The 25,634-nt window shown below is 35.7% G+C and carries 34 protein-coding genes and 3 pseudogenes; 33 read left to right on the top strand and 4 right to left on the bottom strand.

Translation table 11 applies throughout. The features are described from left to right. The first annotated feature begins 115 nt into the window (after positions 1-115). The 3 genes from HW271_RS04765 to msr(D) all read left to right on the top strand — a co-directional run bounded on the left by HW271_RS04765 (position 116) and on the right by msr(D) (position 3,472). Positions 116-286: a hypothetical protein gene (locus tag HW271_RS04765; RefSeq protein ID WP_000873143.1), complete on the top strand. Its 171-nt coding sequence runs from the start codon at positions 116-118 to the stop codon at positions 284-286. A gap of 385 nt (positions 287-671) precedes the next feature. Further along, entirely contained in the window at positions 672-1,889 is a 1,218-nt protein-coding gene (gene mef(A) / locus HW271_RS04760) for a macrolide efflux MFS transporter Mef(A) (protein WP_000417519.1), read from the top strand. Between the two features lie 119 nt (positions 1,890-2,008). After that, complete coding sequence (msr(D), locus tag HW271_RS04755) at positions 2,009-3,472, top strand: ABC-F type ribosomal protection protein Msr(D) (RefSeq protein WP_000420313.1); 1,464 nt, start codon at positions 2,009-2,011, stop codon at positions 3,470-3,472. A 117-nt stretch (positions 3,473-3,589) separates the two neighbouring features. On the opposite strand, the gene HW271_RS04750 is transcribed toward msr(D), so the two are convergent. From HW271_RS04750 to HW271_RS04740, 3 genes and pseudogenes are all read right to left on the bottom strand, one after another. Then, on the bottom strand, positions 3,590-3,889 hold the full coding sequence (locus HW271_RS04750) for a DUF5960 family protein (protein ID WP_070697132.1): 300 nt from the start codon (positions 3,887-3,889) through the stop codon (positions 3,590-3,592). Beyond that, on the bottom strand, positions 3,876-4,244 hold the full coding sequence (locus tag HW271_RS04745; RefSeq protein ID WP_000567198.1) for a hypothetical protein: 369 nt from the start codon (positions 4,242-4,244) through the stop codon (positions 3,876-3,878). Before HW271_RS04745 ends, HW271_RS04750 begins: the two co-directional genes overlap by 14 nt. Next, positions 4,241-4,420 (bottom strand): annotated as a pseudogene (locus HW271_RS04740) (DNA polymerase); the annotation flags it as partial. The gene HW271_RS04745 and the pseudogene HW271_RS04740, both read right to left, overlap by 4 nt. Here HW271_RS04740 and HW271_RS04735 point away from each other — a divergent pair. The 22 genes and pseudogenes from HW271_RS04735 to HW271_RS04635 form a co-directional block, all read left to right on the top strand. After that, a pseudogene (locus HW271_RS04735) lies at positions 4,412-4,849 on the top strand (zinc ribbon domain-containing protein); the annotation flags it as partial. The pseudogenes HW271_RS04740 and HW271_RS04735 overlap by 9 nt on opposite strands. Before the next feature lie 134 nt (positions 4,850-4,983). Then, entirely contained in the window at positions 4,984-5,871 is an 888-nt protein-coding gene (locus tag HW271_RS04730) for a nucleotidyltransferase (RefSeq protein ID WP_001270697.1), read from the top strand. A 5-nt stretch (positions 5,872-5,876) separates the two neighbouring features. Then, positions 5,877-6,461: a hypothetical protein gene (locus HW271_RS04725; protein WP_001005371.1), complete on the top strand. Its 585-nt coding sequence runs from the start codon at positions 5,877-5,879 to the stop codon at positions 6,459-6,461. A gap of 567 nt (positions 6,462-7,028) precedes the next feature. Further along, on the top strand, positions 7,029-7,781 hold the full coding sequence (locus HW271_RS04720) for a CPBP family intramembrane glutamic endopeptidase (protein WP_178895062.1): 753 nt from the start codon (positions 7,029-7,031) through the stop codon (positions 7,779-7,781). Positions 7,782-7,869: 88 nt separating this feature from the next. Continuing rightward, positions 7,870-8,361, top strand: a complete 492-nt coding sequence (locus HW271_RS04715) for a phosphoribosylanthranilate isomerase (protein WP_178895061.1) — start codon at positions 7,870-7,872, stop codon at positions 8,359-8,361. 39 nt (positions 8,362-8,400) lie between these two features. Beyond that, positions 8,401-8,493: pseudogene (locus HW271_RS08785) on the top strand (CPBP family intramembrane glutamate endopeptidase); the annotation flags it as partial. Between the two features lie 217 nt (positions 8,494-8,710). Beyond that, positions 8,711-9,154 (top strand): SMI1/KNR4 family protein, encoded by a 444-nt coding sequence (locus HW271_RS04710; RefSeq protein ID WP_178895060.1) that lies wholly within the window; start codon positions 8,711-8,713, stop codon positions 9,152-9,154. 369 nt (positions 9,155-9,523) lie between these two features. Continuing rightward, positions 9,524-9,844: a TfoX/Sxy family protein gene (locus tag HW271_RS04705; RefSeq protein ID WP_178895059.1), complete on the top strand. Its 321-nt coding sequence runs from the start codon at positions 9,524-9,526 to the stop codon at positions 9,842-9,844. A gap of 170 nt (positions 9,845-10,014) precedes the next feature. Beyond that, a complete protein-coding gene (locus HW271_RS04700) occupies positions 10,015-10,818 on the top strand; it encodes an alpha/beta fold hydrolase (RefSeq protein WP_178895058.1) in 804 nt (267 codons plus the stop codon). Between the two features lie 14 nt (positions 10,819-10,832). Further along, positions 10,833-11,681 carry an ADP-ribosylglycohydrolase family protein gene (locus HW271_RS04695; protein ID WP_178895057.1) on the top strand — a complete coding sequence of 283 codons (849 nt, stop codon included), beginning with the start codon at positions 10,833-10,835 and terminating at the stop codon, positions 11,679-11,681. A 66-nt stretch (positions 11,682-11,747) separates the two neighbouring features. Then, a complete protein-coding gene (locus HW271_RS04690; RefSeq protein ID WP_178895056.1) occupies positions 11,748-12,533 on the top strand; it encodes a hypothetical protein in 786 nt (261 codons plus the stop codon). A gap of 11 nt (positions 12,534-12,544) precedes the next feature. Beyond that, positions 12,545-13,111: a hypothetical protein gene (locus HW271_RS04685; RefSeq protein WP_178895055.1), complete on the top strand. Its 567-nt coding sequence runs from the start codon at positions 12,545-12,547 to the stop codon at positions 13,109-13,111. A 105-nt stretch (positions 13,112-13,216) separates the two neighbouring features. Next, on the top strand, positions 13,217-13,459 hold the full coding sequence (locus HW271_RS04680; protein WP_178895054.1) for a phosphohydrolase: 243 nt from the start codon (positions 13,217-13,219) through the stop codon (positions 13,457-13,459). 99 nt (positions 13,460-13,558) lie between these two features. Next, positions 13,559-13,984, top strand: coding sequence for a hypothetical protein (locus HW271_RS04675; protein ID WP_178895053.1), 426 nt, complete (start codon positions 13,559-13,561; stop codon positions 13,982-13,984). 62 nt (positions 13,985-14,046) lie between these two features. Further along, positions 14,047-14,454 (top strand): hypothetical protein, encoded by a 408-nt coding sequence (locus tag HW271_RS04670; RefSeq protein ID WP_178895052.1) that lies wholly within the window; start codon positions 14,047-14,049, stop codon positions 14,452-14,454. Between the two features lie 267 nt (positions 14,455-14,721). Beyond that, positions 14,722-15,108: a hypothetical protein gene (locus HW271_RS04665; RefSeq protein ID WP_178895051.1), complete on the top strand. Its 387-nt coding sequence runs from the start codon at positions 14,722-14,724 to the stop codon at positions 15,106-15,108. Between the two features lie 45 nt (positions 15,109-15,153). Continuing rightward, a complete protein-coding gene (locus HW271_RS04660; protein ID WP_178895050.1) occupies positions 15,154-16,035 on the top strand; it encodes a diacylglycerol kinase family protein in 882 nt (293 codons plus the stop codon). A gap of 39 nt (positions 16,036-16,074) precedes the next feature. Then, positions 16,075-16,596 (top strand): RDD family protein, encoded by a 522-nt coding sequence (locus tag HW271_RS04655; protein WP_178895049.1) that lies wholly within the window; start codon positions 16,075-16,077, stop codon positions 16,594-16,596. Between the two features lie 174 nt (positions 16,597-16,770). After that, positions 16,771-17,655 carry a DUF4300 family protein gene (locus HW271_RS04650; RefSeq protein WP_178895048.1) on the top strand — a complete coding sequence of 295 codons (885 nt, stop codon included), beginning with the start codon at positions 16,771-16,773 and terminating at the stop codon, positions 17,653-17,655. A gap of 14 nt (positions 17,656-17,669) precedes the next feature. Further along, a complete protein-coding gene (locus HW271_RS04645; RefSeq protein ID WP_178895047.1) occupies positions 17,670-17,852 on the top strand; it encodes a hypothetical protein in 183 nt (60 codons plus the stop codon). 4 nt (positions 17,853-17,856) lie between these two features. After that, a complete protein-coding gene (locus HW271_RS04640; RefSeq protein ID WP_178895046.1) occupies positions 17,857-18,168 on the top strand; it encodes a hypothetical protein in 312 nt (103 codons plus the stop codon). Between the two features lie 48 nt (positions 18,169-18,216). Next, on the top strand, positions 18,217-19,023 hold the full coding sequence (locus HW271_RS04635) for a hypothetical protein (protein ID WP_178895045.1): 807 nt from the start codon (positions 18,217-18,219) through the stop codon (positions 19,021-19,023). A 30-nt stretch (positions 19,024-19,053) separates the two neighbouring features. Here HW271_RS04635 and HW271_RS04630 read toward each other — a convergent pair whose 3' ends face one another. After that, positions 19,054-20,073, bottom strand: coding sequence for a hypothetical protein (locus HW271_RS04630; protein WP_178895044.1), 1,020 nt, complete (start codon positions 20,071-20,073; stop codon positions 19,054-19,056). 118 nt (positions 20,074-20,191) lie between these two features. Here HW271_RS04630 and HW271_RS04625 point away from each other — a divergent pair, with 118 nt between their 5' ends. The 8 genes from HW271_RS04625 to HW271_RS04590 are packed head-to-tail and all read left to right on the top strand — an operon-like array spanning position 20,192 to position 25,524. Beyond that, positions 20,192-20,698 (top strand): YfbM family protein, encoded by a 507-nt coding sequence (locus HW271_RS04625; RefSeq protein WP_178895043.1) that lies wholly within the window; start codon positions 20,192-20,194, stop codon positions 20,696-20,698. A gap of 32 nt (positions 20,699-20,730) precedes the next feature. After that, the gene (locus HW271_RS04620; RefSeq protein WP_178895042.1) at positions 20,731-21,582 is read left to right on the top strand and encodes a CbrC family protein; all 852 of its coding nucleotides are present in this window, start codon (positions 20,731-20,733) and stop codon (positions 21,580-21,582) included. Positions 21,583-21,600: 18 nt separating this feature from the next. Continuing rightward, complete coding sequence (locus HW271_RS04615) at positions 21,601-22,083, top strand: hypothetical protein (RefSeq protein WP_178895041.1); 483 nt, start codon at positions 21,601-21,603, stop codon at positions 22,081-22,083. Positions 22,084-22,099: 16 nt separating this feature from the next. Then, positions 22,100-22,654 carry a hypothetical protein gene (locus HW271_RS04610; protein ID WP_178895040.1) on the top strand — a complete coding sequence of 185 codons (555 nt, stop codon included), beginning with the start codon at positions 22,100-22,102 and terminating at the stop codon, positions 22,652-22,654. 10 nt (positions 22,655-22,664) lie between these two features. Beyond that, positions 22,665-23,162 (top strand): hypothetical protein, encoded by a 498-nt coding sequence (locus tag HW271_RS04605; protein WP_178895039.1) that lies wholly within the window; start codon positions 22,665-22,667, stop codon positions 23,160-23,162. A 47-nt stretch (positions 23,163-23,209) separates the two neighbouring features. Beyond that, positions 23,210-24,004, top strand: a complete 795-nt coding sequence (locus HW271_RS04600; RefSeq protein ID WP_178895038.1) for a DUF4261 domain-containing protein — start codon at positions 23,210-23,212, stop codon at positions 24,002-24,004. Positions 24,005-24,047: 43 nt separating this feature from the next. Further along, a complete protein-coding gene (locus HW271_RS04595; protein WP_178895037.1) occupies positions 24,048-24,515 on the top strand; it encodes a hypothetical protein in 468 nt (155 codons plus the stop codon). Next, positions 24,508-25,524 carry a hypothetical protein gene (locus HW271_RS04590; RefSeq protein ID WP_178895036.1) on the top strand — a complete coding sequence of 339 codons (1,017 nt, stop codon included), beginning with the start codon at positions 24,508-24,510 and terminating at the stop codon, positions 25,522-25,524. The genes HW271_RS04595 and HW271_RS04590 overlap by 8 nt, the downstream gene beginning before the upstream one ends. Positions 25,525-25,634: the final 110 nt, after the last annotated feature.

Here is a 25,634-nt window from a genome sequence, read left to right as displayed (position 1 = left end):
TTAGGCAACTTCAAATCGATTAAAAAAAACTATTTTAAAGGTTAAGAGTAGACAAAAATTGTCCACTCTTTTTTGCAAACTCAATTTATCAATAAATGAAATGAGGGAATGTAAAATGAAATATTTTGAGGTTGAGTTAGAAAATCCTGATGAATTTTTAAAACTACAAACAGAAGATTTTGTGAAAGCTAATCGCTTGCTACTAAGGAAGATAATCCAGAGCGTTACAGTCTATGAAGAAAACTTCGTCATATCCTTTAAATCTGGCATCGAATTGGAAGTATGAGTCTCATTCCATAACTTTTATATTGAACATATCATCTTGTTGTGTTATACTATAAATTGATATAAACAAAGATGTAGGAGGAACCGAAACTATGACAGCCTCAATGCGTTTAAGATAAGCTGGCAATAAAAAAAGCAGAATCTATACCCGATGATAGGCTTTTTTGTTGTGCTTATTTATACGATATTGAGCATTCATTAGTTACGGTGAGGATATTGGTTATTTAACTATACCTTTATTTAACTATGTCTTTAATATGAATGTTTCCAAATTGTATGTATGCAGACCAAAAGCCACATTGTGGGGTTTGGCCTGCATTTTTTATTGCCTAGAATGCTATTCAAAATAGAAATTCAAGCAAAATAATATGCAGGAGATAATATAAATGGAAAAATACAACAATTGGAAACGAAAATTTTATGCAATATGGGCAGGGCAAGCAGTATCATTAATCACTAGTGCCATCCTGCAAATGGCGATTATTTTTTACCTTACAGAAAAAACAGGATCTGCGATGGTCTTGTCTATGGCTTCATTAGTAGGTTTTTTACCCTATGCGATTTTGGGACCTGCCATTGGTGTGCTAGTGGATCGTCATGATAGGAAGAAGATAATGATTGGTGCCGATTTAATTATCGCAGCAGCTGGTGCAGTGCTTGCTATTGTTGCATTCTGTATGGAGCTACCTGTCTGGATGATTATGATAGTATTGTTTATCCGTAGCATTGGAACAGCTTTTCATACCCCAGCACTCAATGCGGTTACACCACTTTTAGTACCAGAAGAACAGCTAACGAAATGCGCAGGCTATAGTCAGTCTTTGCAGTCTATAAGCTATATTGTTAGTCCGGCAGTTGCAGCACTCTTATACTCCGTTTGGGATTTAAATGCTATTATTGCCATCGACGTATTGGGTGCTGTGATTGCATCTATTACGGTAGCAATTGTACGTATACCTAAGCTGGGTAATCAAGTGCAAAGTTTAGAACCAAATTTCATAAGGGAGATGAAAGAAGGAGTTGTGGTTCTGAGACAAAACAAAGGATTGTTTGCCTTATTACTCTTAGGAACACTATATACTTTTGTTTATATGCCAATCAATGCACTATTTCCTTTAATAAGCATGGAACACTTTAATGGAACGCCTGTGCATATTTCTATTACGGAAATTTCCTTTGCATTTGGGATGCTAGCAGGAGGCTTATTATTAGGAAGATTAGGGGGCTTCGAAAAGCATGTATTACTAATAACAAGTTCATTTTTTATAATGGGGACCAGTTTAGCCGTTTCGGGAATACTTCCTCCAAATGGATTTGTAATATTCGTAGTTTGCTGTGCAATAATGGGGCTTTCGGTGCCATTTTATAGCGGTGTGCAAACAGCTCTTTTTCAGGAGAAAATTAAGCCTGAATATTTAGGACGTGTATTTTCTTTGATCGGAAGTATCATGTCACTTGCTATGCCAATTGGGTTAATTCTTTCTGGATTCTTTGCTGATAAAATCGGTGTAAATCATTGGTTTTTACTATCAGGTATTTTAATTATTGGCATTGCTATAGTTTGCCAAATGATAACTGAGGTTAGAAAATTAGATTTAAAATAAACAATATTGGAGGAATATTTATGTATCTTATTTTCATGTAACTCTTCCTGCTAAAATCGCAGGGTTTTCCCTGCATACAAGCAAATGAAAGCATGCGATTATAGACAGGAGGAAATGTTATGGAATTAATATTAAAAGCAAAAGACATTCGTGTGGAATTCAAAGGACGCGATGTTTTAGATATAAATGAATTAGAAGTATATGATTATGACCGTATTGGTTTAGTAGGAGCAAATGGTGCTGGAAAAAGCACTTTACTCAGGGTACTTTTAGGAGAATTAACTCCCCCAGGATGTAAAATGAATCGTCTGGGTGAACTTGCCTATATTCCCCAGTTGGACGAAGTAACTCTGCAGGAGGAAAAAGATTTTGCACTTGTAGGCAAGCTAGGTGTTGAGCAATTAAATATACAGACTATGAGCGGTGGTGAAGAAACAAGGCTTAAAATAGCACAGGCCTTATCGGCACAGGTTCATGGTATTTTAGCGGATGAACCTACGAGCCATTTAGACCGTGAAGGAATTGATTTTCTAATAGGACAGCTAAAATATTTTACAGGTGCACTGTTAGTTATTAGCCATGACCGCTATTTTCTTGATGAAATAGTAGATAAAATATGGGAACTGAAAGATGGCAAAATCACTGAGTATTGGGGAAACTATTCTGATTATCTTCGTCAGAAAGAGGAAGAACGTAAGAGCCAAGCTGCAGAATACGAACAATTTATTGCGGAACGTGCCCGATTGGAAAGGGCTGCGGAGGAAAAGCGAAAACAGGCTCGTAAAATAGAACAGAAGGCAAAAGGTTCTTCAAAGAAAAAAAGTACTGAAGACGGAGGGCGTTTAGCTCATCAAAAATCAATAGGAAGTAAGGAAAAAAAGATGTATAATGCTGCTAAAACCCTAGAGCACAGGATTGCGGCCTTAGGAAAAGTAGAAGCTCCGGAAGGCATTCGCAGAATTCGTTTCAGGCAAAGTAAAGCATTGGAGCTCCATAATCCATACCCTATAGTCGGTGCAGAAATTAATAAAGTATTTGGGGATAAGGCTCTGTTTGAAAATGCATCTTTTCAAATTCCGTTAGGAGCAAAAGTGGCGTTAACTGGTGGTAATGGAATCGGAAAAACAACTTTAATCCAAATGATCTTAAACCATGAAGAAGGAATTTCTATTTCGCCTAAGGCAAAAATAGGTTACTTTGCACAGAATGGTTACAAGTACAACAGTAATCAGAATGTTATGGAGTTTATGCAGAAGGATTGTGACTACAATATATCAGAAATTCGTTCAGTGCTAGCATCTATGGGGTTCAAACAGAACGATATTGGAAAAAGTTTATCTGTTTTAAGCGGTGGAGAAATTATAAAATTGTTGCTTGCTAAAATGCTCATGGGTAGATATAACATCCTAATAATGGATGAACCCAGTAACTTCCTTGACATACCAAGTTTAGAGGCTTTGGAAATACTAATGAAGGAGTACACCGGAACTATCGTGTTTATCACCCACGATAAACGATTACTCGAAAATGTAGCAGATGTAGTTTATGAAATTAGAGATAAGAAAATAAATCTGAAACATTAAATTTAAGGTAGTCGCTGGTCAGTATAGTCTGTTCTGGTTGGCGACTCCATTGTTAAAGAGTATAAAGACTTTAGATTTTATGAATATTAAAAATAGGAACAGTCAATTGAACTGCTCCTATTTTTCTGCTAAATATATTGTAGTTTTCTTATATGTATAATGATAGATTAGCGGATTCTCATCTACGGTACTTACTTCAAATATGAAGAAGTGATCGCGGTTATCTCTGGACTTTTCCTTATTGAGGACAAAGTAATTCTTACGTGAAGTCGCCATTGTTTTTAGGATATCATCAGTTAGGAAGGTCAATGGAATATTCATGTTGGAATAGCGGTAGAAGTCACATTCAAAATCTTGGTAGCTCTCGCTGTAGTAGTCCATTTGCAGTTGGTTACGCTGAAACTTAAGCTGATTCATAAAGCACCTCCTCAACAAGTTCAATACTAATAATGTCTTTCAATTTCAAATTGATGTGACCTGTTGTAGTTTTTATCAAAATGAAATCCTTATTCAGACTTGGTATTGTTCCAGTGTGGGAAACACGCTTGTTTTTTTCAATCACTTGAATGCGTGTGTGTAGCTGCCCAGCGTATACTTGACTGAGGAGTAATAATTTCTTCTCCATTGACAAATCTGACATGTACGTTACTTTGTTTGTATCATCAGAGAGTGCTGATGTATGCTCAGATAGGAAAAAGCCCATCCATTTTTGCATCTTTGTATCCTGGTACTCTCTTGCTGACTGAAATGGTAAGGATGAACGGTCAATCATTTTAATCCCTCCAATCCACCAGCGGAATGACCGCCAATAAGTTTACTGCGTTCAATATTTTAGGAACCTTCAGTTAGGACGGTTCCTTTTTGTATGGCTAAAAAGCCAAACTGTTCTCTGACAACATCAATAGCTGTCTGAAGTCTATTTTCTTTTTCAATTTCTTCTACATCATGCAAAATGAGGACAACCCTTTTACTACCAAGGTGTTCTGTGCAGAATGCGGTTCAGCTTTTGGACGTAAGAACTGGACGACCAGTCGTGGCAAACGTAAAGTTTGGCAGTGTAACAACCGTTATAAGGTAAAGGGACAGATTGGTTGTCAGAATAACCATATCGATGAGGGAACACTAGAGAAAGCTGTAATGATGGCAGTTAAACTACTGAGTGAGAATATGGATTTGTTGCATGGAAAGTGGAATAAGATCTTGGAAGAAAACCAGTTATTAGAAAAGCATTACAGTGTGTTACTGGCTGAATTGATAAATAAGGAGTGTTGGGAATATGATTCCTTTGAGATGTGTCAGGTACTAGATAGTATTTTGATTTCGGAGGATGGACAGATAACCGTTAGATTTTTGGAAGGAACAGAAGTTGATTTATAAGGCTGTAGGCATAGTATAGTTCACTATGTTTGCAGCCTTTTTTCTTGTTTAGTGGTATAATTATATGTAGGATTTTTTTAATATCGGTTACTTTTTATGAATTAACCAAAAAACTAAAATGGAGTTGTTTTATAATGAGATATTCTGAAGAAGCATTACAATCATGGATTAAGCCGTTATCTGCCACTGAAGAAACACGGGTTGAAAATACTATTGGAATGATTAAAGATGCAATAGAAAGGAGTGGGCTCTCTTCAAAGTATGAATATGAAATTTTTGCCCAAGGTTCTTATGCAAATAATACGAATGTAAAGAAAAATAGCGACATTGATATCTGTATCATGGTGAAATCTTTATTTTATTGTGAGTATGTAGATGGGTTATCGGACCTAGACTATAATTACTCTAGTAGCAGCACCAATGCTAATGTATTTAAAAACGAAGTGATTAAAGCGTTAATTTCAAAATTTGGTGCAGAATCAGTTTCTATTGGCAATAAGTGTATCAATATTAATTCTAACTCATATCACGTAAATGCAGATGTAGTCCCATGTTTTCAATATCGAAATTATAGATATATTGGTAGCAGGTCATCTGAAAAATTTGTTGAAGGCATCAAATTTTTTACCTCAAACGGAAATTATGAAGTAATTAATTATCCTAAAGTTCATATACAAAATGGTATCTCTAAGAATAAATCTACTCACTATAAATATAAATATTTAGTTAGGATTATGAAGCATATTAAGAACGAGATGCAGGAGCTAGGATTGACAAACGAACGCATTTCTTCATATTTGATAGAATGTTTGGTCTGGAATATACCTGAACAGATGTTTTTCAATAGTAATAGCTACACAGGGTTGTTACAGCAAGCGTTATATTACATAGTGTCTCAAGTGAATTTAAATTGGGTTGAAGTAAGTGGAATGTATTACCTTTTTCGTTCAGAGCAGAAATGGAATTTACAGGATACAAAAACTTTTTTAGTTAGAATGATTGAATTTTTGGATTATAAATAAAACTTATGAATGAACAGCAGAAAAAATTTTTGAATATTACAATATGGGTTTTTGCAATTTGCTTGTTATTAAGATTGTTAATAAGTGGCCAAGAGATTGCAGTGAATCTTAAATCTGATATTTTGGCATTGGTATATTCAGCCATTGGGTATATTGGTGAAGCTATATCAGTTACAGCAATTATTATGGCTATTTTTGAAAAAACAGCATGGCGGTGGCCATTACTATCTAAGATTCATAATGTTCCAATTTTATTTGCGAATTATGTAGGTAGTTTCAAGACGGACTATGATCAGAATGAAAGAAATTGTGAACTTACTATTGAACAGTCATTTACGACTATTAAAGTTAAGTTTAAAACGGGTGAAAGTTCGAGCCATAGCATTACAGCATCAATTATCAATGATAATGGAACACAAAAATTAATTTATACATATTTAAATAGCCCAAGGGCTGAATTGCAAAGTCCTATACATTATGGGACGGTAATTCTTGATATTGATAATCCAAATCAACTAGAAGGAAATTATTATACTAATCGAGGAACCAAAGGTTCAATGAGTTTTGAGATAAACAACCCTTCTCGCTAGTTGGATTTGTAAAGATTTAAATAAAGAAAGAAGAACTAACTATCGGAAACTTGGCATAGATGTAACAATACTGTATATTAACGAAGCCGTAAATACTCGCATTAGTTACGTTTAATAGTTTAATACGGATATTCAGCAGCTTTGATTTCGTTTCACAGTATAGGTAGTAACCGTCAAGACATGTTGAGTGCGTGAGTTTGTTAGTGAAACGTGCTTAATCCTCAAAAGGTTCACCCAAACCTTTTGAGTCCCACAAACGCATCATGTTGAGGCAGTATCACTGCTTGTACAAGCTGAGACATCAGCAAAGTAGAAGCAGATTTCCGCCCATGGTATAGCTGTCGTAGAGTGAGGAGTTTACGACGAAACGATACGGTAACAGCGAAGCTCCTAGTGTGTAGTGTTGCTCGTAAAAGCCTAGAAATCTTGATATGAATCAATAATGTAAAGCCTTGAATGTAAGGCTTTTTTTGTATTTTTGTGATAAAATATAGGTGGTTATAATCAAGACCAACTAATAAGCAGTAACAAATATTACATTTAAAATAATCAAGATATGGAAATGAAATGACAGAAATTGATAAAAAGAATTTAAAAAATTATCTTTATTGTACATTTGGAATTACTTATATAACATGGGGGCTTCTCGCCATAATTACGCAATCTCATATTTTGGGATTAGAAACGATTATAGGGAGAACACTACATATAGTAGGCGCACTTGGTCCAGCTATTGCAAGTGGTTTTTATTTGAAAAGTAATAATATAAAATTTAAACATTTTGTATTTAATAAAAGAAAAAATAGTAGTATTTATTTCATTATTCATTTGTTAGCAATTTTGATACTATTCTCAGTATCTTCCTTAGAATTAAACGGAGTATCAATTTATCTAATGCCGCTATTCTTTATACAATTAATTTTTTTTGGTGGTGGACATGAAGAATTAGGATGGAGAGGTATATTACAACCGTTACTTGATAAAAAATATACTTATTGGCAATCTAATTTGATTGTAGGATCAATTTGGGGGATTTGGCATCTGCCTTTATGGCTTATAGTTGGAGAAAGCCATAAAGGATTTCCTTTTATTTTATTTTTTATATATACATTATTTTTAAGTTTCGTTTTAGGGCTTCTTTATCGTCAAACGAAATCTGTAGGGTACTGTCTATTATTTCATGCGTTCGCAAATTTGTTAAATCTCTATTTTGTGTTGAAGATTAATCTTTCTTTTATTATCATTTTTATTGCTTATTTAATTTATACAATATTGGCGAGTAATAGAATTAGTAAGGAAAAGAATTTGTATCCAAAATAACTGGCTATACTCTAGAAAATGAAGATGATTTTGTTCAAGGTTATATAGTAGAAATAACGAAAATCTATATGAAAGGTTTAGAGTAAATATGAGTCTCTTATTTGAAGAATTTAAAACCATTTGTTTCCATTTAAATCGAGTCGGAATTACACCGACACTGATGGGCTCTTTGGGATTTGAGTTTAGAACGAAAGAAAATTGGGGGCCGTCTGACATTGACATTCATGTACCTGGTGACCCTAGAGGTTGGGAAGCACCTGATCATCTCAGAATTTATGACTGGGACAAGATAATGAAAGTGATGAAAGACTTAGGCTACGTCTTAATAGATATTCATGAGCATGAATTCCAAAAGGATGGTCTGAGCGTTGAATTCGGAAGTATTGATTCTTTACCTGATTTTGCAAGAGTTTCGGAATTGGATATAGAGCTGATTCATCTCGATGACATCACTTTTCGTCTTCCAAGCTTGGAACAGTTTTTAAGTATTTACAAGGCTTCTTCCCAAGATTCTTATCGAAATGAACAAAATAACAATAAGGATTTTAAAAAGATCGAGTGGCTGGAAAGACATTTGTAAATTATCATATGAAAAGTAGTAAGTTGTAAGACTGGTTGTCATGTTATTTTTATTATCATTTTTATTGCTTATTTAATTTATACGATATTGGCTAGTAATAGAATTAGTAAAGAAAAGGATTTTAAATTATAGAATGGATGATGTTTCTTTTGGAAGAAGTGATCAACTTTCCGTTCCACAGTATCATTTTAAAATGTTTTTATTTGCCTTTTGTTTATTAGTATAAAAGCAGAATATTACCACATTGTGAGACAATTGTGTTGATGTCAAGGCTTGTACCTATTGCTTAATTAATGTATTGAAATGAAAGGATTTCTAGCAAGTAAATTGAAGTTACTAGGAGGGCAAAATGTGTAATGTTGATTTGGAAAAACACCTTGATAGAATTGGGATAGCTTATGAAACGAGTGCCTTTACAGACGGTATTCGACCTGAGTCAGAGGAGGATATAAAAAAGTTTGAAGCAAATTATGCCTCCATACCAGCAGAGTACCGCTGGCTGCTACTTAACCTAGGTGGTTGCTATTTGGTAGAACCATGGATTTTTAACTTGAAGGAGTTGGAGGAAAATTATACATACTTTGAAAAGGCATACGAGGAGTATATGAGTGAATGTGAAAACGGCCCAGTGTTTCCTATCGGAGGTTTAGGTGATGGAAGCATCGTATTTATAGACCTGAAAAGCGGTAAGGTTCGTGGATATAACAATGACTATGTTGACCTTGAGGAAATTGCGGAGAACTTTTCGGAACTTGTTTTAGATTTAGTAGAACAGGTAGAAAGCTTTTCTTGATACAATATATTCTATAGGGAGTATGTATTAAATGTTGCATCTACAATATGATTAAGATATGGAATGTATTAAGAAGGTAATTGATCGAAAAGAGAAATATGAATGTAGGAATTAGTGACATTTATCATAAGTGTGATAAAACCAATATTTGGACTGAAGAAGCAAATGATAGAGTGAAAAACAGTATGGTGGCAGGACAGACTTAGTTTGATAGATTCTAGTTTAGCGTAAAATATGTACAATGGTCATTATATAGATTTGGATTTAATAAAGAGGTTCACAATGAGATTGTTTGATAAGTTAAAATTGAATTAAAATGCTATAGTATTAGTTGTTCTATACAACTTAGAATTTGACGAGGTGTAGATTATGGCTTCAAGTAAAGAATATTTAGATTTCATTTTAGAACAATTGTCCGAGTTGGAAGAAATATCATATAGAGCAATGATGGGTGAATATATAATTTATTATCGAGGGAAAATCATGGGTGGAATTTATGATGATAGATTTTTAGTGAAGCCTGTCAAATCTGCAATATCGTATATGCCGAATGTAGAATACGAATTGCCGTATGAAGGTGCAAAGGAAATGCTATTGGTAGATGATGTTGACAACAAAGAATATTTAACTGGCTTATTTAATTCAATGTATGATGAGTTACCTGCACCAAAACCAAAGAAGAAGAAATAATAAAATCTCAGTTTATCTAGGTAATACCTTTTTACGATAACCTTTGCTATTGTTAAAAGGGATGTGGATATGTTCTCTATGACTGAGGATGTTGAACCGATATTACTGCTTCTTCAAACTGATTGAACAATGATGAACCTAGTGAAAATCCTACAGTAAGGAGTTCAAATATGAAATTCCATGAATTTGGGGATAAGGATTTGCCTCCTATCCTTCTCATACACGGTGGCGGTAGCTCTTGGTGGAACTATCTTCGTCAAGCTCGAATCTTGTCGGAGAAATACCGTGTTATTTTACCTACTTTGAATGGTCACGGCGAAGAATATCAACTCGATTATGTTTCTACTGAAGATTCTGCCTTGGAAATCTTGGACTTTATCAAAGAGAATTATGGGGGGAAGGTGTTTGCGATTGGTGGTGTTTCACTTGGTGGCCAAATTGCTATGGAGCTTTTGTCTTTAGACGGCGATATAGCAGAGAAAGTCATCATAGACGGTAGCCTCTGTATTCCTCAACCAAAGTTGGCTAAAATCAGCATCTTTCTAGTACGTTTATTTGGTAAACTGATGTTTAGTAAATTCTCATGTAAACTCCAATTAGGCATGATGGACAAAATCTATCCTAAACTCGCTTATCCAGATGAACTAAAAGCTTATTATTTAGAGGATCTGCCAAGGACGCCTATCAAAACATTAGTGACTATTTACAATACCTATATGGGGCGTTACAAACTGAAGGATACGATTTCTGATAGCAAGGCGCAGGTTCTGTATATTTATGGTGAAAAAGAATTGAACTGTGTGAAAGCATCGTCTAAATTATTTCAGCAACTGCATCCAAATACGATTTTATATGAAGCAAAGGGTTATAATCATGGCTATTTGTCAGCTTATCTGCCTCAAGAGTGGATTGATTTGGTTGAGCCATTTTTAAAGCGCGAATCATTGGAAATGTGTATTGAATCTGATATATAACAAGGAGGAATCTTATGCTAGGAGCAATAGTTGGAGATATTGTAGGTTCTGTTTATGAATGGGACAATATAAAAACGAAGAACTTTCCTTTATTTCGTGAGGACTGCTTTTTCACAGATGATACGGTTATGACCTGTGCCGTTGCTGAAGCCATTATGAATGGCGGTCAGAAGGATGACTTTATTGATGCCATGAAAAAATATGGTAGGATGTATCCCGATGCAGGTTACGGTGCAAGATTTGGCAATTGGATTGATGGCGACGATCGAGAACCTTATAATAGCTTCGGCAATGGCTCAGCAATGCGTGTTTCTCCATGTGCCTGGGCCATGGATTGTAGTTTTTGTGCACGAACGGGAGCCTGGCCGTCCAGAAGAGCTCTTGCACGACTTTCTGCAGAGGTGACTCATAACCATCCAGAGGGGGTCAAGGGAGCTATGGCGACGTCTGATGCTATCTTTATGTGTCGTTATTACTTTGGAGGTTACAGTGGCGACTATGGAAAACCGATCAACGATAATCCTACAGAGTGTAAGAGACTCATCAAGGAACACATAGAACAAGAGTATGGATATAATCTTTCTCAAACACTAGATGAAATTCGTCCTACTTATCGTTTCAATGAAACGTGTCAGGATACCGTTCCTCAGGCCATCGTTGCCTTTCTAGAAAGTACAGATTTTGAAGATGCGATTCGAAATGCGATTTCTCTTGGTGGGGACAGTGATACTCTTGCTGCTATCACAGGAAGTATAGCCGAAGCAGCTTATGGTATTCCTGATTGGATTAAGAAAAAAGCCTATACCTATCTAGATGAGCCTTTAAAGGATGTCCTCAGACGATGGGAAAGGGAAGTTGGCTGAATTTATAGAAATAAGGCTAGCGCTCGATAATAGTTAAATTTCTAAGACCAGATGGAGGTGAAACGAGTGATTCAACTTAGCGGTTTAAAAAAAGAGAAGGAAAATGGGTTAATAGACTATCACCACTCATCTGATAAGAGGTTTGAAAATATAAGTACAAAAGAAGGTACAATCATTGGCTGCCATCAATCTCAGAAAAATAACTTAACTTGGTTTGCTTATCGAAAAAGTAGCCATGAGATCCGGATTGAAGTGAGAGACGAAAAGAATCTTCAAAGTTCCTATTTAGATTTGGAAGATAGCTTTCTTGATTCTGAGGTGACTTTTAAGAGCTTCTCTGATAGTAAAATCATCGTTTCATTAACAGCGGGACAGGACGGCTCACAGGATTTTTGCCTTGAATTATTGAATCGTGGGCTGAGTATGAGACATAAATTTCCACGAGATTTAGCGTATGTTTTTACGATTGACGAGGAAAGTTCGTTGTTGGTAAATTTTTACACAACTGAAATTTATAAAATAACGAATCATGATTTTCAAATAAAGTCTAGCCAACGATTTTCAGTATTTGAAAATGACGGGTTATCAAACGTTTGGAAGATTAACAATTCTTATGGTGTATTCTCTACAACGGAAGAAAGATGGTTCGTGTTTCGTTTAAAGACATTAGAGCTCATTGATGAAATGGTACTAGATAAATACCCAGGAGAATCCTCTGGGATAGACACGCTCTTTCAAACAGGGAATCAATTGATTTTTAGATGCTATCATTACAATAACGGAACAAAAGAAGTTGAATACATGAGTGTGGAAAAGCGTGATTTGGAGAGCGTAATTGAAAAAACAAGCTAGGAGGGGGATCGATGCTTATATTGGAATTGTATCAAAATCATTATTCAAAAGATTTGGTTGCTTTTGATTCTTTAGATGAGGGTAAAGCTTTTGTAGCTCAAATTCCTGGTTATACTTTAGAAACAGAAGATGGGTTTGAAGTGGAGTATTTTAACCCTAAACACTTGCCGGATTATATGGAAATTATCTATAAGGGAAATATTGTGCCCTTTTCTAAGTTTATGTTCAACTCTGAGGAAAATGTGGACATTATTTGGAAAGAAATTTCGAATCTATCCGTAAAAAACGATCAAGTAATCGAAGGGTATTCAAAAATAGATGCCTATGTCATTAACAACAATGAAGTCAAAGCTTATGTCGAAGCAAGAGAATCCAAGTATCGTCAGGCAAAATCTTTCTTAGAAAGCAAAGGGTACGAAGTCGATAGAAGCTTTTTTGGAAGTGAAGACGGCGAAGCGATTCTCTACAGAAGACGAGAAACCGAAGATTGGCACTTCTTGTGTCACTTAGACCCGCTGTTTGTAGAGATTGAAGATGTAGAGCGATACGTGAAAGAAGAGATGAATGCTATTCAATAGCCAACCAAAGTTCGTTTTGAGTTGCTATCACGTTTTGTGTGAGCTGATTGACCATCAAATAGTAAACCTTTAGCATTGCTAGTTTCTTAAGGAGAAATATCTATCATGAAAATGGAAATCGCTAAAACCTATCTTGTAAAAAAAGATATTTTTGGTTTAAAAAAAGATGAACTTTGGACCTTAGTTGACAAGGGTTATCAGGCTTATTTTGGTGAACATAATTTCGTATTTGTCAATGATGAGAAAGTGAAGGTATTTGCAGTTTTACAAGATAGTTCAGAAGAAGATATGCAAATTTACCATCATCTGGATGACTATCTTGAAGAAGTCGCTCACGAAAATTTCTAAAGAATGTGAGATGCAAATTGAAAATTCTCGCTTTTAAAAAGTTTACTGAAATATTTTTGTGGGAAATCATAATTTTTAATATATTTAGTGAGAAAGATAATGGATAAAGAATTTTATATGACACCAGATTCTGAAGAAAGCAATCTTGTCCTGAAACAGGCTTTGAAAGAACTAATCGAAGATATGTACGAAAAGAATATAATATCAGGTTTGTTAGAGGATGGTATAGATAGTCAATCTTTTGAGGAACTTGTTCTTTCTTTAAGGGATAAACTTAAAGAATGCTATCCTAAAACGAAGCTCAAACGAATGATGAAGAGCATCCATTATGCGAATGGTTTTGAAGATAAATCTTTAAAAGAAAGTGCTTTTCTCTTGGATGAGATTGAACAGTATCTTAGTAGCAATCGCTTTCTTGATCATGATCAAGCGGTCAAGTATTTTAATGACAGAATTACTGCTGATGACTTTGAAATCAATCCCCAATCTCTAGTTTTAATCATGATTGAAAGTTTGCATTGCTGAGAGAAGGTGTATAGGATATTGAGAAAATATGCGTAATGATAATAAAAGAGAAAGGTATAGCTATGTCTTATGATTTAGTAGTATTTGAGAAATCAATCGCACCAGCTAGTAAAGCTGAATTTTTAGAATGGTATGAGGAGCAAGTGGAGTGGAAGGAAGACCACGATTATGATTCAATTGAAGTTAGTTCAAGCAAACTAAAAAGTTGGTTTCTGGACATGATAAAACTATTTCCTCCTATGAATGGTGACTTTGATATGGATGATGCTTTAGAGAATGACCAAGAGCTGGAAAGTCGTTTTACTGACTACAGTATTGGTAAGAATCTTATCTATGCAGGATTTGCATGGTCACAAGCAGAAACAGCCTATAATACAATGCTCATATTAGCCTTAAAACATGATGTGGGATTTTTCGATGTCAGTGGTACTGGGGCAATTATCCTATCTGAAACTATCAAGTTAGATTAAAAGATGAGCCAGGTTAGTTCTTAGGAGATTTTATGATTTCCATAGCTTCCTAGCATATGTATTTATTAACCTTTTTACAGGGAATTAATTTTGGGATAGACGTCCTTACAGAGGCAAGACCGATTATAAAAAAACTAGACTGAAACCAAGGTGAAAACCGTCTGGTTCAGTCTTTTTTTCTGTTAATGTAGTATAATAAAAGGTGTAGAGATTCAATTTTTTAATAGGATTATTCTAAGAACGAAAACATTTAGAAAGAGAAAAAATATGAAGCAATCACTTGAATTTTTAAGAGAAAGAATCACCGATAAAATGCCCTTGGAGGATATGGTCGCAATCTTTGAAGATTTGTGTCGTGAGCCAATTGATGATGAAATGATTTTGTTTGAAGTAGGGACATTTACAAGTATATCTGATAAACCCTTGTTTCAACTATCATTAGTAAGGCAAGTCCCTGATGAGGATGAAGAGTTTTATCAGGTTCACCTCGATGTTTTCTATGAAGCATGTCAAGAGAATGAAATATTTCATGAATCAACCTGGGATGAGGATTTAGAGGAAAATATTTTTGACTACATTAGAAATTCAGAAGTATTTGCCTATGCTAAAGAACAGGAATACCTAGCAGTCAAAATGTATCTTGAAGAAACTTAAGAAAGCTAGTTAAAGTAAGGAAATCTAATGACAGGAGAATTATAAATGAATAAAATCATGGTAATCATCAATCCAACCTCTGGTGGCGAAAAAGCTTTGGATTATAAGGTGAAGCTGGAGAATAAAGCTAGAGACTATTTTGAAGATGTGGAGATTAATATTACGGAAAAAGCGCAAGACGCCACAAACTTTGCAGAAGAAGCGTCTCGGGAGCACTATGATGCAGTTCTTGTATTCGGTGGAGATGGTACTGTTAATGAAGTAATTTCTGGTATCGCGGAAAAAGACTACATTCCAAAACTTGCGATTATTCCAGGAGGAACTGGAAATCTCATTACGAAACTATTAGAAATCGATCAAGATATTGACGGTGCGATTGACGAGCTTGATTTTAGTTCTACCAATAAGATTGATATCGGAAAATCAAATGGAAACTATTTTGGCTATATTTTTAGTATTGGTTCACTACCAGAAGCCATCCATAACGTTGGGATAGAGGATAAAACAAAGTTTGGCATGCTCGCCTATGCGATTAATACCATGAAGTCTGTGCTTACAGATCAAGCATTTAACATTACAGTTGAGACTGAGAATGGAAATTACATTGGACCAGCCAGTCATGTTTTAGTTCTCCTCACCAATTATTTCGCTGACAAAAAAATCTTTGATGAGGACAAAGATGGTTATGCTAATATTTTGATTTTAAAAGATGCATCTATTCTTACCAAATTGTCAGTTATCCCTGATTTATTAAAAGGGGATGTTGTCGTGAATGAGAATATCGAATATATGAAAGCTCGTCACATCAAAATCTCTTCAGATAGTGAATTAGAAACGGATGTTGATGGTGACAAATCTGATGACTTACCAGTAGAAATTAAGGTACTAGGGCAGCATATCGAAGTTTATTCTCAACCGAAAGAATAAAACTTTTGAAAAGAATAGTAGATAATAAAGGAGCTGATGATGATGAAGATTTTAGTAATTAATTCTATTTCGTTTAAAAAAAGAATGATTGAATTACTATTTGATTATCTTTTCATTCTAGCTTATTTAGTACTTCTGTTTTTAGGTTCGATGCTTATTTACATTATTCTTTTTAATGGCGTCCCAGAGTTCACAGAAATTCAGTCGCAGTGTCTTGTTTTTTTTACCTCTGTTTTGCCAATCACTCTACTTTTTACATTCTTAGATTATACAAAGAATGGGAGTTTTGGGAAGGCGAAAGCAGGACTTCAATTGGTTTACAAGAAAAAAACAGTGCAAGCTAGCTTGATTAGAAACACCATTAAATTTTTACCTTGGCAAATAGGTCATATGGGCACGATACATGGTTTCTATAGTGATTTTGATTTCTTATCTGTTATCCTCTCGTTTTTAGCTACTCTCCTCGCAGTTGCCTTACTAGCAATGAAGGTTTTCAGGAAAGATAAGCGACATCTAGGTGACCTTATAGCTCATACACAGGTACAGCTAAAAGGTGATTAAAATTAAATATTTCATAGTTATTTCAATTATTAGGGAGCGTGCTGTGTGCCAGCTTCCTTTTTAATGATTTAAAATTACTTTCTTAGCAAAATGCTTGGACTTAAAATAAATTTGAACTATAATATAGGAGAAGCTAATCGACTTGAAAAATCTTAGTTAAAAAGGAAACATTTTATGAAAGTATCTAAAAAAATTAGATTAATGAGCTGCTGTGGTTTAGCTATCTTTACTTTAGCTGCCTGTAGTACAAACCAAAACCAATCTATGGAACAACAGAATGGTTCAACTACTAAGTTGGTTAGCTCAGATAAAGAAAGCTATAAAGGAACCTATAGCAATCTCAATAGCAAGGCAAGCGAAGAAGAAGTTCGAAAAGCCTTGGCTGCACATTTGGATAAGGACAGTGTGGATGCATTTTTCAACCTTGTAAATGATTATAACAATACTGTCGGTTCAGTTGGATTAACTGGAGATTTTTCTACCTTTACAAAAACAGACTATGATGTGGAAAAAATTAGTCACCTATGGACTCCCAAAAAAGGTGATTTTGTCGGTACTAACTGTCGTATTAACAGTTATTGCTTATTAAAAAATTCCATCGAAATTCCTAAGTTAGAGAAAGATGATTCCCTCTTGTTTGTCGATAATGACGCCATTGATAAAGGAAAGGTCTTTGGTACAGAAGATAAGGACGCCTTCGATATTTTATTCTCAAGAGTCAAGACCGAAGCAACGACAGATGTTAAGGTTCATGCAGCAAAGATGGAACAATTCCTCTCTCAATTTAAGTTTAATGAGAATGCAAGAATGCTCTCCGTAGTTGTCCATGATGACTTAGATGGTCAATCTCTCTTTATAGGCCATGTTGGGATTCTTGTACCAAGCGAGGATGGCTACCTCTTTATCGAAAAGTTGACCTTTGAGGAACCTTATCAAGCCATCAAATTTGCGACCAAGGAAGATTGCTACAAATATTTAGATACAAAATATGAAAACTATACAGGTGAAGGTCTAGCTAAACCATTTATTATGGATAATGATAAGTGGGTTCAATTTTAAAGGAAGGCACTGAATTGGAAGAAGTACTGACATTCATAATTTTTGTCCTAGTCGGAGTATGGGCTGTTTGGGTTATCAAAGGAAATCAGCAGAGACCAAGAAAAAATGAGAGGTTTATTGGTTATATCAATCGATACGATGAAGATGGAGAACCTTACCAAGCTGAAGTTTGGGAAGTGACAGAAGATGAGGAGTAGACATATGGAATTACAAGATTTTACAGAAAAAGAACAAGAAATGATTAAAAAGGGACTAACTTTCTCTAAGCTGAACGATAAGGAAACAGCCGATAAGATTATCGCCTTAATCCCTCAGGATATGATTAAACTGATTCCATTTTTTGTTAGAAAACATGCCATTACTCGTACTGTTAAGAGAATCTCGCTAGAGTATCCAGAGTTGTATGCTGTAGCTGAACAAGAAGGCCAACTTCCTGAAAAAGAAGCCCAAGAATTGCGCCAAATTCTTACAGATATTTTCCAAGAAAAAATGAACAAGCATAAGATTAAATAAGTTTTGAGATTTATCAATAAGGTGTCGATTGAGCATTAGGAGTTTAGTATGGCTATTGATGGCGTTAAAATCATTGACAGTGATCAAGGTTATGATATTTATAATGAAGTAGTCGGTCGCTATAGAGACGGTGATCATGTGTCCGATATTATCAAGGATATCCTCGATGCAGAAAAAGATTACTGTCAAACAGACTTTTTTACAGAAATTTATTGGACTGCTCTTGCCTACTCACTGTGGAAGATTGGTCACCTGACAGACGATATCAGAGATAAAACCTTGGAGCTTATCAAAAAAGGGGCTGATCCATTTTGGTTGGAAATAGATTCAAAGGCTTTGAAGCAAAGGCAAAAGGTCTTGTATAAACTTGCTATCCAGTTGAAAACTGAAAATCCTAGACCTCTAAAGGTCCTCAAGACCAAAGCTAAACGCAAACCCTACTTTGTAGAAGGGGATCTCCTTGCTGTTAAGTTCAAAGACCAGTATGGTCTTATCTTTGTATCTATGGTTGATCAGAGTCCTAGAAAGCTTGAGTATCATCTGGCTTGCACGCGCCTCTTACAGACAAAAAAGCCCACCATCGATGATTTTTTGACCAGTCAAATCTCCTGTAAGATGGAAAATACAAAGTTTGCTCTCGTTACAGACTGCTGGTTCAATCACAAAGATTTAGGGCAATTATTAGAAAATATTGAAAAAATTGGACAGGTGGAACTCAGACCTTTTAGTCTTTGGATGCTGGCACCTGCCCAAAATTTAGAAGATATTTATCAAGAAATCACTAGAGATAAAGGTTCCTCTGGCATTCGATTCATCGAAACCTATAAACTTGTCGACGATATTTTTCCAGTTTAATGCTTATGTGATAAAGGGGGAGATGGTCAATCATTCCCACATGCTGTGCTGGGCTCTAACACCATAGCTATCTAGGGAACCATCTGAATTGAACTTGGATTCAATACGGTACCTTTTCCAGAGGTCGTAATCTGCTGTTTGGATGGTTAGGATAAAGTTGGTATCCTTATCAGAGACATTATAATCAGCAGGATTGACTTCAAAGATATCGATAAATTTTCGTGTTTGAAAGTCTTGGAGCTTGAGATTTGCTAGCTTGATATGATTGATGGAAATTTCTTCTAGTTGATTACTATCCTTAGGTGTTCTGTAATAGGTGATGACACAATTTTTGAGCTGATCAGTATCTTTACCTGTGGGAGTGAGGCTCATAAAGCCAAAGGACTGATTATCCCGCTTGACTTCGAGAAGCTGACCGTAGTAGAAGTGGTCGTTTTTGGGATTGGTGATGGAGCTCTCTGCGCCTTTATCTCCAAAGGTATAGCCTTGGTCTAAAAGCTCGGAAGCCTTGGTCTCCCCGATAATGATAGTGGTATCTTGAATGGTTACTGGAACAGGTTGAGCTGGAAGGCCACTCATCATCATGCAAAACATAAAAACATAACTCGTTAAAAAAGCTGTCCCGATAAAAGCGTTGGTTGATGCATAGACATGACTGTTATGAAAGTTTTTTCTTATAGCTAGTACAACAAATTTTCCAAGACTTTTTAAAACCATACTAACAAGTACGATGAAAAATTGTTTTTTCAAACATTCATAAATGGCTTGAGGAAAGCTATTAACATGATAGTAGAAACCAGCCAATACGAGTAGATTTACGATTAAATAGATCAGCAAGAACCAATGAATCTCTTTAAGGGCATTAGCATCAGTGATTTCTTCATAGTCGACGTGAATTCTTCCTTGAACAGCTTGGCCAAGTTTATAAATCCATTTGGGAATGTCTTTGCCTTTTTTAACCGCAACTACAAGTCTAATATAGAGATAGATGCTAAAGGACAAGGATAGAAAGAAAAGAGCATAAAAACCTAAAACAATACTAGTGAACATGACTACTTCCCCCTATTAACATTCAATAAAACAATTTCTTAGCTCCATTATAGCATTTTCTAGGGAAATAGAGCTAAAAATATCCGTATGATACTAACTGATTAAAAGGAGTAAAATCATGGGAATGATTGCCAATTATCAATATTTACCAGACGATGAATTTAAACAATTAAAAGGTCTTTCCAATCAAGAAGATGACTCGTTAGATTTTGCTGAGGATTCCTCTGATAGTCATGATATCTTAATAGATATCGACAAAATGTGGGATGCCTTGGTCTTTGTCTTGACAGGTTTTAGTAGTTCAGAATTTTTGGATGATAATCCCTTGAGAGAGGCTGTTTTAGGGGTGACTCCTCTAGAGGATGTATCTGAATATATCGCCTATACTGAAAAAAACAGGATAGCCGAGATTGTAGAAGCTTTAGAAAGTTTTGACATGGATAGGGCTATGACTGACTTTAGTATGGAAGCCTGTAAGAAAGCCGACTTGTATCCTGATATTTGGGATTATCTTGAGGAAGAGGAAGAAATCAAGGATGACATTTTAACCTGCTTTGTAAATATGAAAGAGTTTTACAAAAAGATTTTGGAGCTCAATGGAAATGTCCTTGTTACCATTTGTTAAGATTTTATGTCATCCATTAGAAAGGTAGTTCCATGAATCCATTTCTACAAAAGTATATCACTTTAAAAAAGCAATATCTGGACCAAGATGGAAAGCCTTCAAGTGTTGCGGCTCTCTATGATTTGGCTGATGAATTAGCTAAATCTGATGATTTAGAAGCTAAGAAAGTCTTAGTTGACCTCTATGAACAATTGGGTCTCTACACTAGTGCCTATAGCTTATTTACTGAAATTTTAGACAAACCTGATCGAAAACAGATAAAGAAACTGAGCCGTTTACAAGAAATGAGTCAGAGTCATGGCAATCGTTTTGCCCTTCCTCGTCCTCTAAGAAAAGAAGAGAAGAAGCAAAGACAGGACTTGTTAAAAAATTTGCCTCATTTTCTCTATCATCCAGATCCCTTGGCTACAGGTTCATTTGTTGAAGGAGAAGCTAAGGTTTGTCCATCTTGTGGGAAAGAAAGCAATGTTTATTATGCCCTTATACCTTATAGTATAGAGGATATAGAATACCTTTGTCCATTTTGTATTGCAAACGGTCAAGCAGCCAAAAAATTCGATGCAGAATTTATCCAAGATGCCGAGTGGCAGGGTGAATTGGATCCAGAAAAGAATCAGCTGCTTTTTTGTCAGACCCCAGGCTACTCTAGTTGGCAGGGAGAATATTGGCTTTCTTGTTGCCAAGATTATTGTGCTTACCTGGGTACAGTTGGAACTCGAGAATTGAAGGATATGGGAATCGCTGAGCAAGTCTTGGCAGACTATGAAGCGCGTGAAGAATATCAAGAGGTAGAAGACTACTTGGTCAAAGACGGGCCTATCTGTGGTTACCTTTTCAGATGTCTCCATTGTCAAAAATACCAGATCTGGGTTGATGCAGATTAAATCGAAATTTGATTCGCTATGAAAATTAAAGAGAAGACTATGGAAGAACTAGAATTATTCGAAGCTGCCTCCAAAGATTTATTTGATACTATGCAGGGATTTAAAGACAATCTATCTGTTCAATTTCCCTTATTAGATAGTGATAACTGGCAGTATGATAAGGGATTGATAAAAGTTTGTAGGGCTGATGAGTCAGGATTCAAAAAAAGATGTAGGGTCGGAATCAGCTACAACTTGAAAGTATCCCTATTAAACGAAGATGCCGAGCAAATCTGGTTACTGTTTAAAGACTGGTTCAATGCTAGCAGATTGAGTCTGGTTGAAAGAAATCCTAATAATGAGGATTTGGGAAGATATGTCTTTTCAGCAAGTTCCTCTCTAGGTGATCAGGTAGATTGTTCAATTTATTTACCTAATGAGTGGAATATCCCTCAGATTAGCTTTTCAGGCTATTTAACAGCTCGTTATAGGGCTTGTGAACTTGATAAATTGCGAGAATAAGAAGGAGGTTTTTAGGATGAGAAAGATTGATTGGGACAAGATAAAAACTCGCTTAGATGCCTTGCTGGTCATTGATGAGTATTTGACAGATCCGAGTGAGGATTGGCTCAGACTCGTGATTAAGACTGAGGAAGACTATGGACTCCGCTACCTTATTGACAATGGCTCTGGTGATTCTCTAGATGTGATTTTGACTGATAAAATGATTCTTATAAAAGGCTTTGATCATGAAAGTAGTTTAAGCCAGTTTGCTGCTGACGAGTGGAATCAAGACGTCATTGATGGTTTTTATAAAGGACTGGATGAGAAGTATATCTCGCTTTATTCCGAAGACCAAAAAGATGAAACAACCTTCTTTATCTGGTATGACGGTCACGCACATCAACAGACTTACCAAGACCAGGATGGCGGAGAATGGTTGCTTTCATACCTTTTTGATAGCTTTGAGAGATTTCATGAGTTTGTGACTGACTATTATGAAATTACCGTAGATAAAGATTTACTTAGGAAACTCTACATGGAAGGACAACTTTCAGACTTAGAATTAAAGCAATTAATCCAGGAGAGTTAAGAGAGTAATCATGAGAGTGAACTATAAAAATACCCCTGAAAAATATCAAACTCTTGCAGAAATTATCATCCCACCCTTGCTTGATTTACTCAAAAGTTTAACCATGTTAGAAGAGGAAATTTTTGATCGTAACAGAGCACTGGATAAGAAAAAAGAAGGCCTTGGCATCCCAGCAAATCAGCTTCATCCTATGTGGAATGAACTTATGGATGACTATTTTCAGAGGCAAATGCAACTTCTAACTGGACGAGTGACTCAAAAATGCTTGGAAGGAGGAGTTCGAAATTCTTATGGCTCCCCAAGTGAGTATAACTATGTTAAAAGGAATGATTTTTCTGTAGATTTCATCATGACAAAAGCTGAAGAAGCAAGAATTATCACCCATTTTCAAGAAGCTTTAGAAATGAAGCATCAGTTTGTACTTAGATTGGTGGATGGAAATTGGTTGCTTGACCAGAAATTCTACGGTTTTGAGGATGAAGAAACTTGGTATCTCGACTCAATTTGACCAAGATAGCTATGCTTCCCAACTGATATGAAAAAAGGAGAAGTCCTATGAAATTTTTGAAAAATCTATTTGCTAGTAAGAAAGAAAAGTCAGAGAAGAAAAAACAACTTATCTTGTCCATGCCCCTCTTCAAAGGCAAGCAGGCTTATTCTTTAGACCAGGTCGTTCAGGATTTAAAATCTCACTGGGGGCTTGAAATTTCTGAAGTTTCTGGGGATGATTCTAGTGCAACCTTTGTGATTGATGGTGCTCTCGTTGCTTTAGCATTGATGGATCTTCCTATCCCAAGTCAAGAATTTGAAGAATTGTATGCCTATTCTTACCTCTGGCAGGATGTTGAGAAGGAAACGCAGGAGCACACACAACACGCCATTGTTTCTATTTTGTCTGACAATCTTTCGCCAGTAGAGACTTATTCCTTATTGACTAAAGTCAATGCCTCTATCCTAAAAACAAGTCCATCAGCTATTGGTATTTATCAGGGTTCTACCACCTTGCTCTTGCCCAAAGATCTTTATCTAGACCTAGCTGACCTTTTGAAAGCAGAAATGCTTCCCCTTCAACTCTGGATCTATATGGGGATTATCAACCAAGGAGATAAAACTAGCATTTACACTTATGGTTTAAAAGAGTTTGGAAAAACTGAGATTGAAATTATCGACTCCCCTATGGATAGCGATGACTTATATTATTTTCTCTTGTCTATTCTTCAGTATGTTTTAGGCAGTGATGTCACCTTAAAGGACGGTGAAACCATTGGTTTTTCAGAAGATCAAAAAATCAAAATCACTGAGTCAAAAGCCGTCTATTTGGAAGGTAATTCCTTGAAATTAGATGTTTAGACCATGATTTATAAATAAGTGTCCTACCTAGATTGGAGGTTTTATGAATCCTGATATAAAAAAGTATTATCTCTACCGTTTTCTGGTCTATAGATTTGAAAAACTCTCTTGTAAGAATCCAAGTCTCAAGGAAATAGAGTCAGAGAAGAGAGAAAAAATCGTTCTAGAGGCTACTCGAACTAGTCAAAAGATTATTCTAGTCTTAGGAATTCTTTATGTTTTGCTTAATTCTGCTATGTTCATTTACCTTAGGCTCAATGATTTTCAAAATCCCTTAGTGACTTGGTTTACTGACTACATCGACTATTTGGGGGTACTGATAAACGGAGAATGGGGTGGTAGTTGGCGTCAAAAGAAAGCTAGTTTTTTGATGATTGCTCTACTGGCTTTACCGATTGTGCTGATAGAAGGTGGCCCCTTCTTCTTGCTGGTTTTATTGATTGGGAATTGGGTACTAAAGAGAAAGATAAGGTTTGAGAGAGAACATAAAGGAGTAGAGAGCCATGGCTAGAACGGCGATAATAGGTACTTTAATAGTTTTTGCAATCTTTAATCTGCTACTTGGTCTGGGGTTTTATCTCTTTCTAAAAAAGAGGAAAGAGAATGGGCAGTCATTGTACGAAACCCCTGTAAATCAACAAACTCGAACAGAAAAACTGGGTCTAGGCGAGATTTTAGTCTACCTGTCCCTGATTGCCATCGCGGGGATCTTTGCTTTTCAGACCTTAAATAGAGGTGGTGTTGGGAATTCTATTTTAGCCAAAATGATTCTCTTACCTGCACTAATGGCTCTTTTCAATGCAAGAAAACGAACTGGGAAGTCTATGCTTGCCCTCCTTATAACCTTTATGGTCTTTTTAGTAGGAGTCATGTTTAATCTCACGATTGGTTTGCCACCTCAAGCACCAATTTTGCAAATTAATGAAAGTAAAATCATTTTAGTAGAAACCAAAGCAAGTGATCTGATGGAAGCTGGATTTGATATCTATGTAAGACAGGGGGATGGTGCTAGCGACTACGAAGACCTCCTGACAGATGGCAATTTCCAAAAGTATTCAGGAGATAAATCAGTCACTATCGAAAAAGGTTTCAGACTTGATAGCAATGCGATCCCTTACGCTCCCTATCTTCTTGCAAAAGATGGCATAGTACTGGGTAGTATTTCCTTTTACGGTGCTGAGGACCAGAATGTGGCTTTAGAAGATTCTAAGATTATTCAGGTTCGATTTAACAAGGAAAGTATTGAGGCGGCAAAAAAACATTCTATCACTTTGAAATTAGATGAACTTGACTTGACTACTAGACTTGATATCCCGCTTGTTCAAGAAACTTTCAAAAAGCATCTATGGTCAATCCCCCCATCACATACAAGTGATGTCACTCAATTGTGGTATGGATTACAGTGGTCAAGTAACAGTGACTCTCTATTTTGGAATGAGTATTACAGTCTTATCCGTCTGGATGAAAATTACTTGATGACTGATTTTGAGCTAGCTGTTCAAGTAGCACGAGATGACTAGATAGGATTTTGAATAGTTGATTATTCTTATGATTCATTAAAGAAACTAATCTATTTAGTTTCTTTTTTGTTTTTTGATTTAAATTTAAAACGATTTCCATTTTTAAGTTA

Origin of the sequence: Streptococcus sp. oral taxon 061, assembly GCF_013394695.1 — a bacterium.
Taxonomy (GTDB): Bacteria; Bacillota; Bacilli; order Lactobacillales; family Streptococcaceae; genus Streptococcus.
This window is presented reverse-complemented; position numbering and strand designations above follow the sequence as displayed.

Bases quoted from the DNA above. Each gene is read 5' to 3' on its own strand.
- HW271_RS04675 (WP_178895053.1), top strand. From the start codon at position 13,559: ATGGATAAAGAATTTTATATGACACCAGATTCTGAAGAAAGCAATCTT.
- HW271_RS04680 (WP_178895054.1), top strand. From the start codon at position 13,217: ATGAAAATGGAAATCGCTAAAACCTATCTTGTAAAAAAAGATATTTTT.
- HW271_RS04725 (WP_001005371.1), top strand. From the start codon at position 5,877: ATGAATGAACAGCAGAAAAAATTTTTGAATATTACAATATGGGTTTTT.
- HW271_RS04720 (WP_178895062.1), top strand. From the start codon at position 7,029: ATGACAGAAATTGATAAAAAGAATTTAAAAAATTATCTTTATTGTACA.
- HW271_RS04620 (WP_178895042.1), top strand. From the start codon at position 20,731: ATGAATCCATTTCTACAAAAGTATATCACTTTAAAAAAGCAATATCTG.
- HW271_RS04765 (WP_000873143.1), top strand. From the start codon at position 116: ATGAAATATTTTGAGGTTGAGTTAGAAAATCCTGATGAATTTTTAAAA.
- HW271_RS04700 (WP_178895058.1), top strand. From the start codon at position 10,015: ATGAAATTCCATGAATTTGGGGATAAGGATTTGCCTCCTATCCTTCTC.
- HW271_RS04595 (WP_178895037.1), top strand. From the start codon at position 24,048: ATGAATCCTGATATAAAAAAGTATTATCTCTACCGTTTTCTGGTCTAT.
- HW271_RS04745 (WP_000567198.1), bottom strand. From the start codon at position 4,244: ATGATTGACCGTTCATCCTTACCATTTCAGTCAGCAAGAGAGTACCAG.
- HW271_RS04665 (WP_178895051.1), top strand. From the start codon at position 14,722: ATGAAGCAATCACTTGAATTTTTAAGAGAAAGAATCACCGATAAAATG.
- HW271_RS04590 (WP_178895036.1), top strand. From the start codon at position 24,508: ATGGCTAGAACGGCGATAATAGGTACTTTAATAGTTTTTGCAATCTTT.
- HW271_RS04600 (WP_178895038.1), top strand. From the start codon at position 23,210: ATGAAATTTTTGAAAAATCTATTTGCTAGTAAGAAAGAAAAGTCAGAG.
- HW271_RS04730 (WP_001270697.1), top strand. From the start codon at position 4,984: ATGAGATATTCTGAAGAAGCATTACAATCATGGATTAAGCCGTTATCT.
- HW271_RS04750 (WP_070697132.1), bottom strand. From the start codon at position 3,889: ATGAATCAGCTTAAGTTTCAGCGTAACCAACTGCAAATGGACTACTAC.
- HW271_RS04670 (WP_178895052.1), top strand. From the start codon at position 14,047: ATGTCTTATGATTTAGTAGTATTTGAGAAATCAATCGCACCAGCTAGT.
- HW271_RS04640 (WP_178895046.1), top strand. From the start codon at position 17,857: ATGGAATTACAAGATTTTACAGAAAAAGAACAAGAAATGATTAAAAAG.
- HW271_RS04710 (WP_178895060.1), top strand. From the start codon at position 8,711: ATGTGTAATGTTGATTTGGAAAAACACCTTGATAGAATTGGGATAGCT.
- HW271_RS04715 (WP_178895061.1), top strand. From the start codon at position 7,870: ATGAGTCTCTTATTTGAAGAATTTAAAACCATTTGTTTCCATTTAAAT.
- HW271_RS04660 (WP_178895050.1), top strand. From the start codon at position 15,154: ATGAATAAAATCATGGTAATCATCAATCCAACCTCTGGTGGCGAAAAA.
- HW271_RS04630 (WP_178895044.1), bottom strand. From the start codon at position 20,073: ATGTTCACTAGTATTGTTTTAGGTTTTTATGCTCTTTTCTTTCTATCC.
- HW271_RS04605 (WP_178895039.1), top strand. From the start codon at position 22,665: ATGAGAGTGAACTATAAAAATACCCCTGAAAAATATCAAACTCTTGCA.
- HW271_RS04610 (WP_178895040.1), top strand. From the start codon at position 22,100: ATGAGAAAGATTGATTGGGACAAGATAAAAACTCGCTTAGATGCCTTG.
- HW271_RS04655 (WP_178895049.1), top strand. From the start codon at position 16,075: ATGATGAAGATTTTAGTAATTAATTCTATTTCGTTTAAAAAAAGAATG.
- HW271_RS04635 (WP_178895045.1), top strand. From the start codon at position 18,217: ATGGCTATTGATGGCGTTAAAATCATTGACAGTGATCAAGGTTATGAT.
- HW271_RS04625 (WP_178895043.1), top strand. From the start codon at position 20,192: ATGGGAATGATTGCCAATTATCAATATTTACCAGACGATGAATTTAAA.
- HW271_RS04650 (WP_178895048.1), top strand. From the start codon at position 16,771: ATGAAAGTATCTAAAAAAATTAGATTAATGAGCTGCTGTGGTTTAGCT.
- HW271_RS04695 (WP_178895057.1), top strand. From the start codon at position 10,833: ATGCTAGGAGCAATAGTTGGAGATATTGTAGGTTCTGTTTATGAATGG.
- HW271_RS04685 (WP_178895055.1), top strand. From the start codon at position 12,545: ATGCTTATATTGGAATTGTATCAAAATCATTATTCAAAAGATTTGGTT.
- HW271_RS04615 (WP_178895041.1), top strand. From the start codon at position 21,601: ATGAAAATTAAAGAGAAGACTATGGAAGAACTAGAATTATTCGAAGCT.
- HW271_RS04705 (WP_178895059.1), top strand. From the start codon at position 9,524: ATGGCTTCAAGTAAAGAATATTTAGATTTCATTTTAGAACAATTGTCC.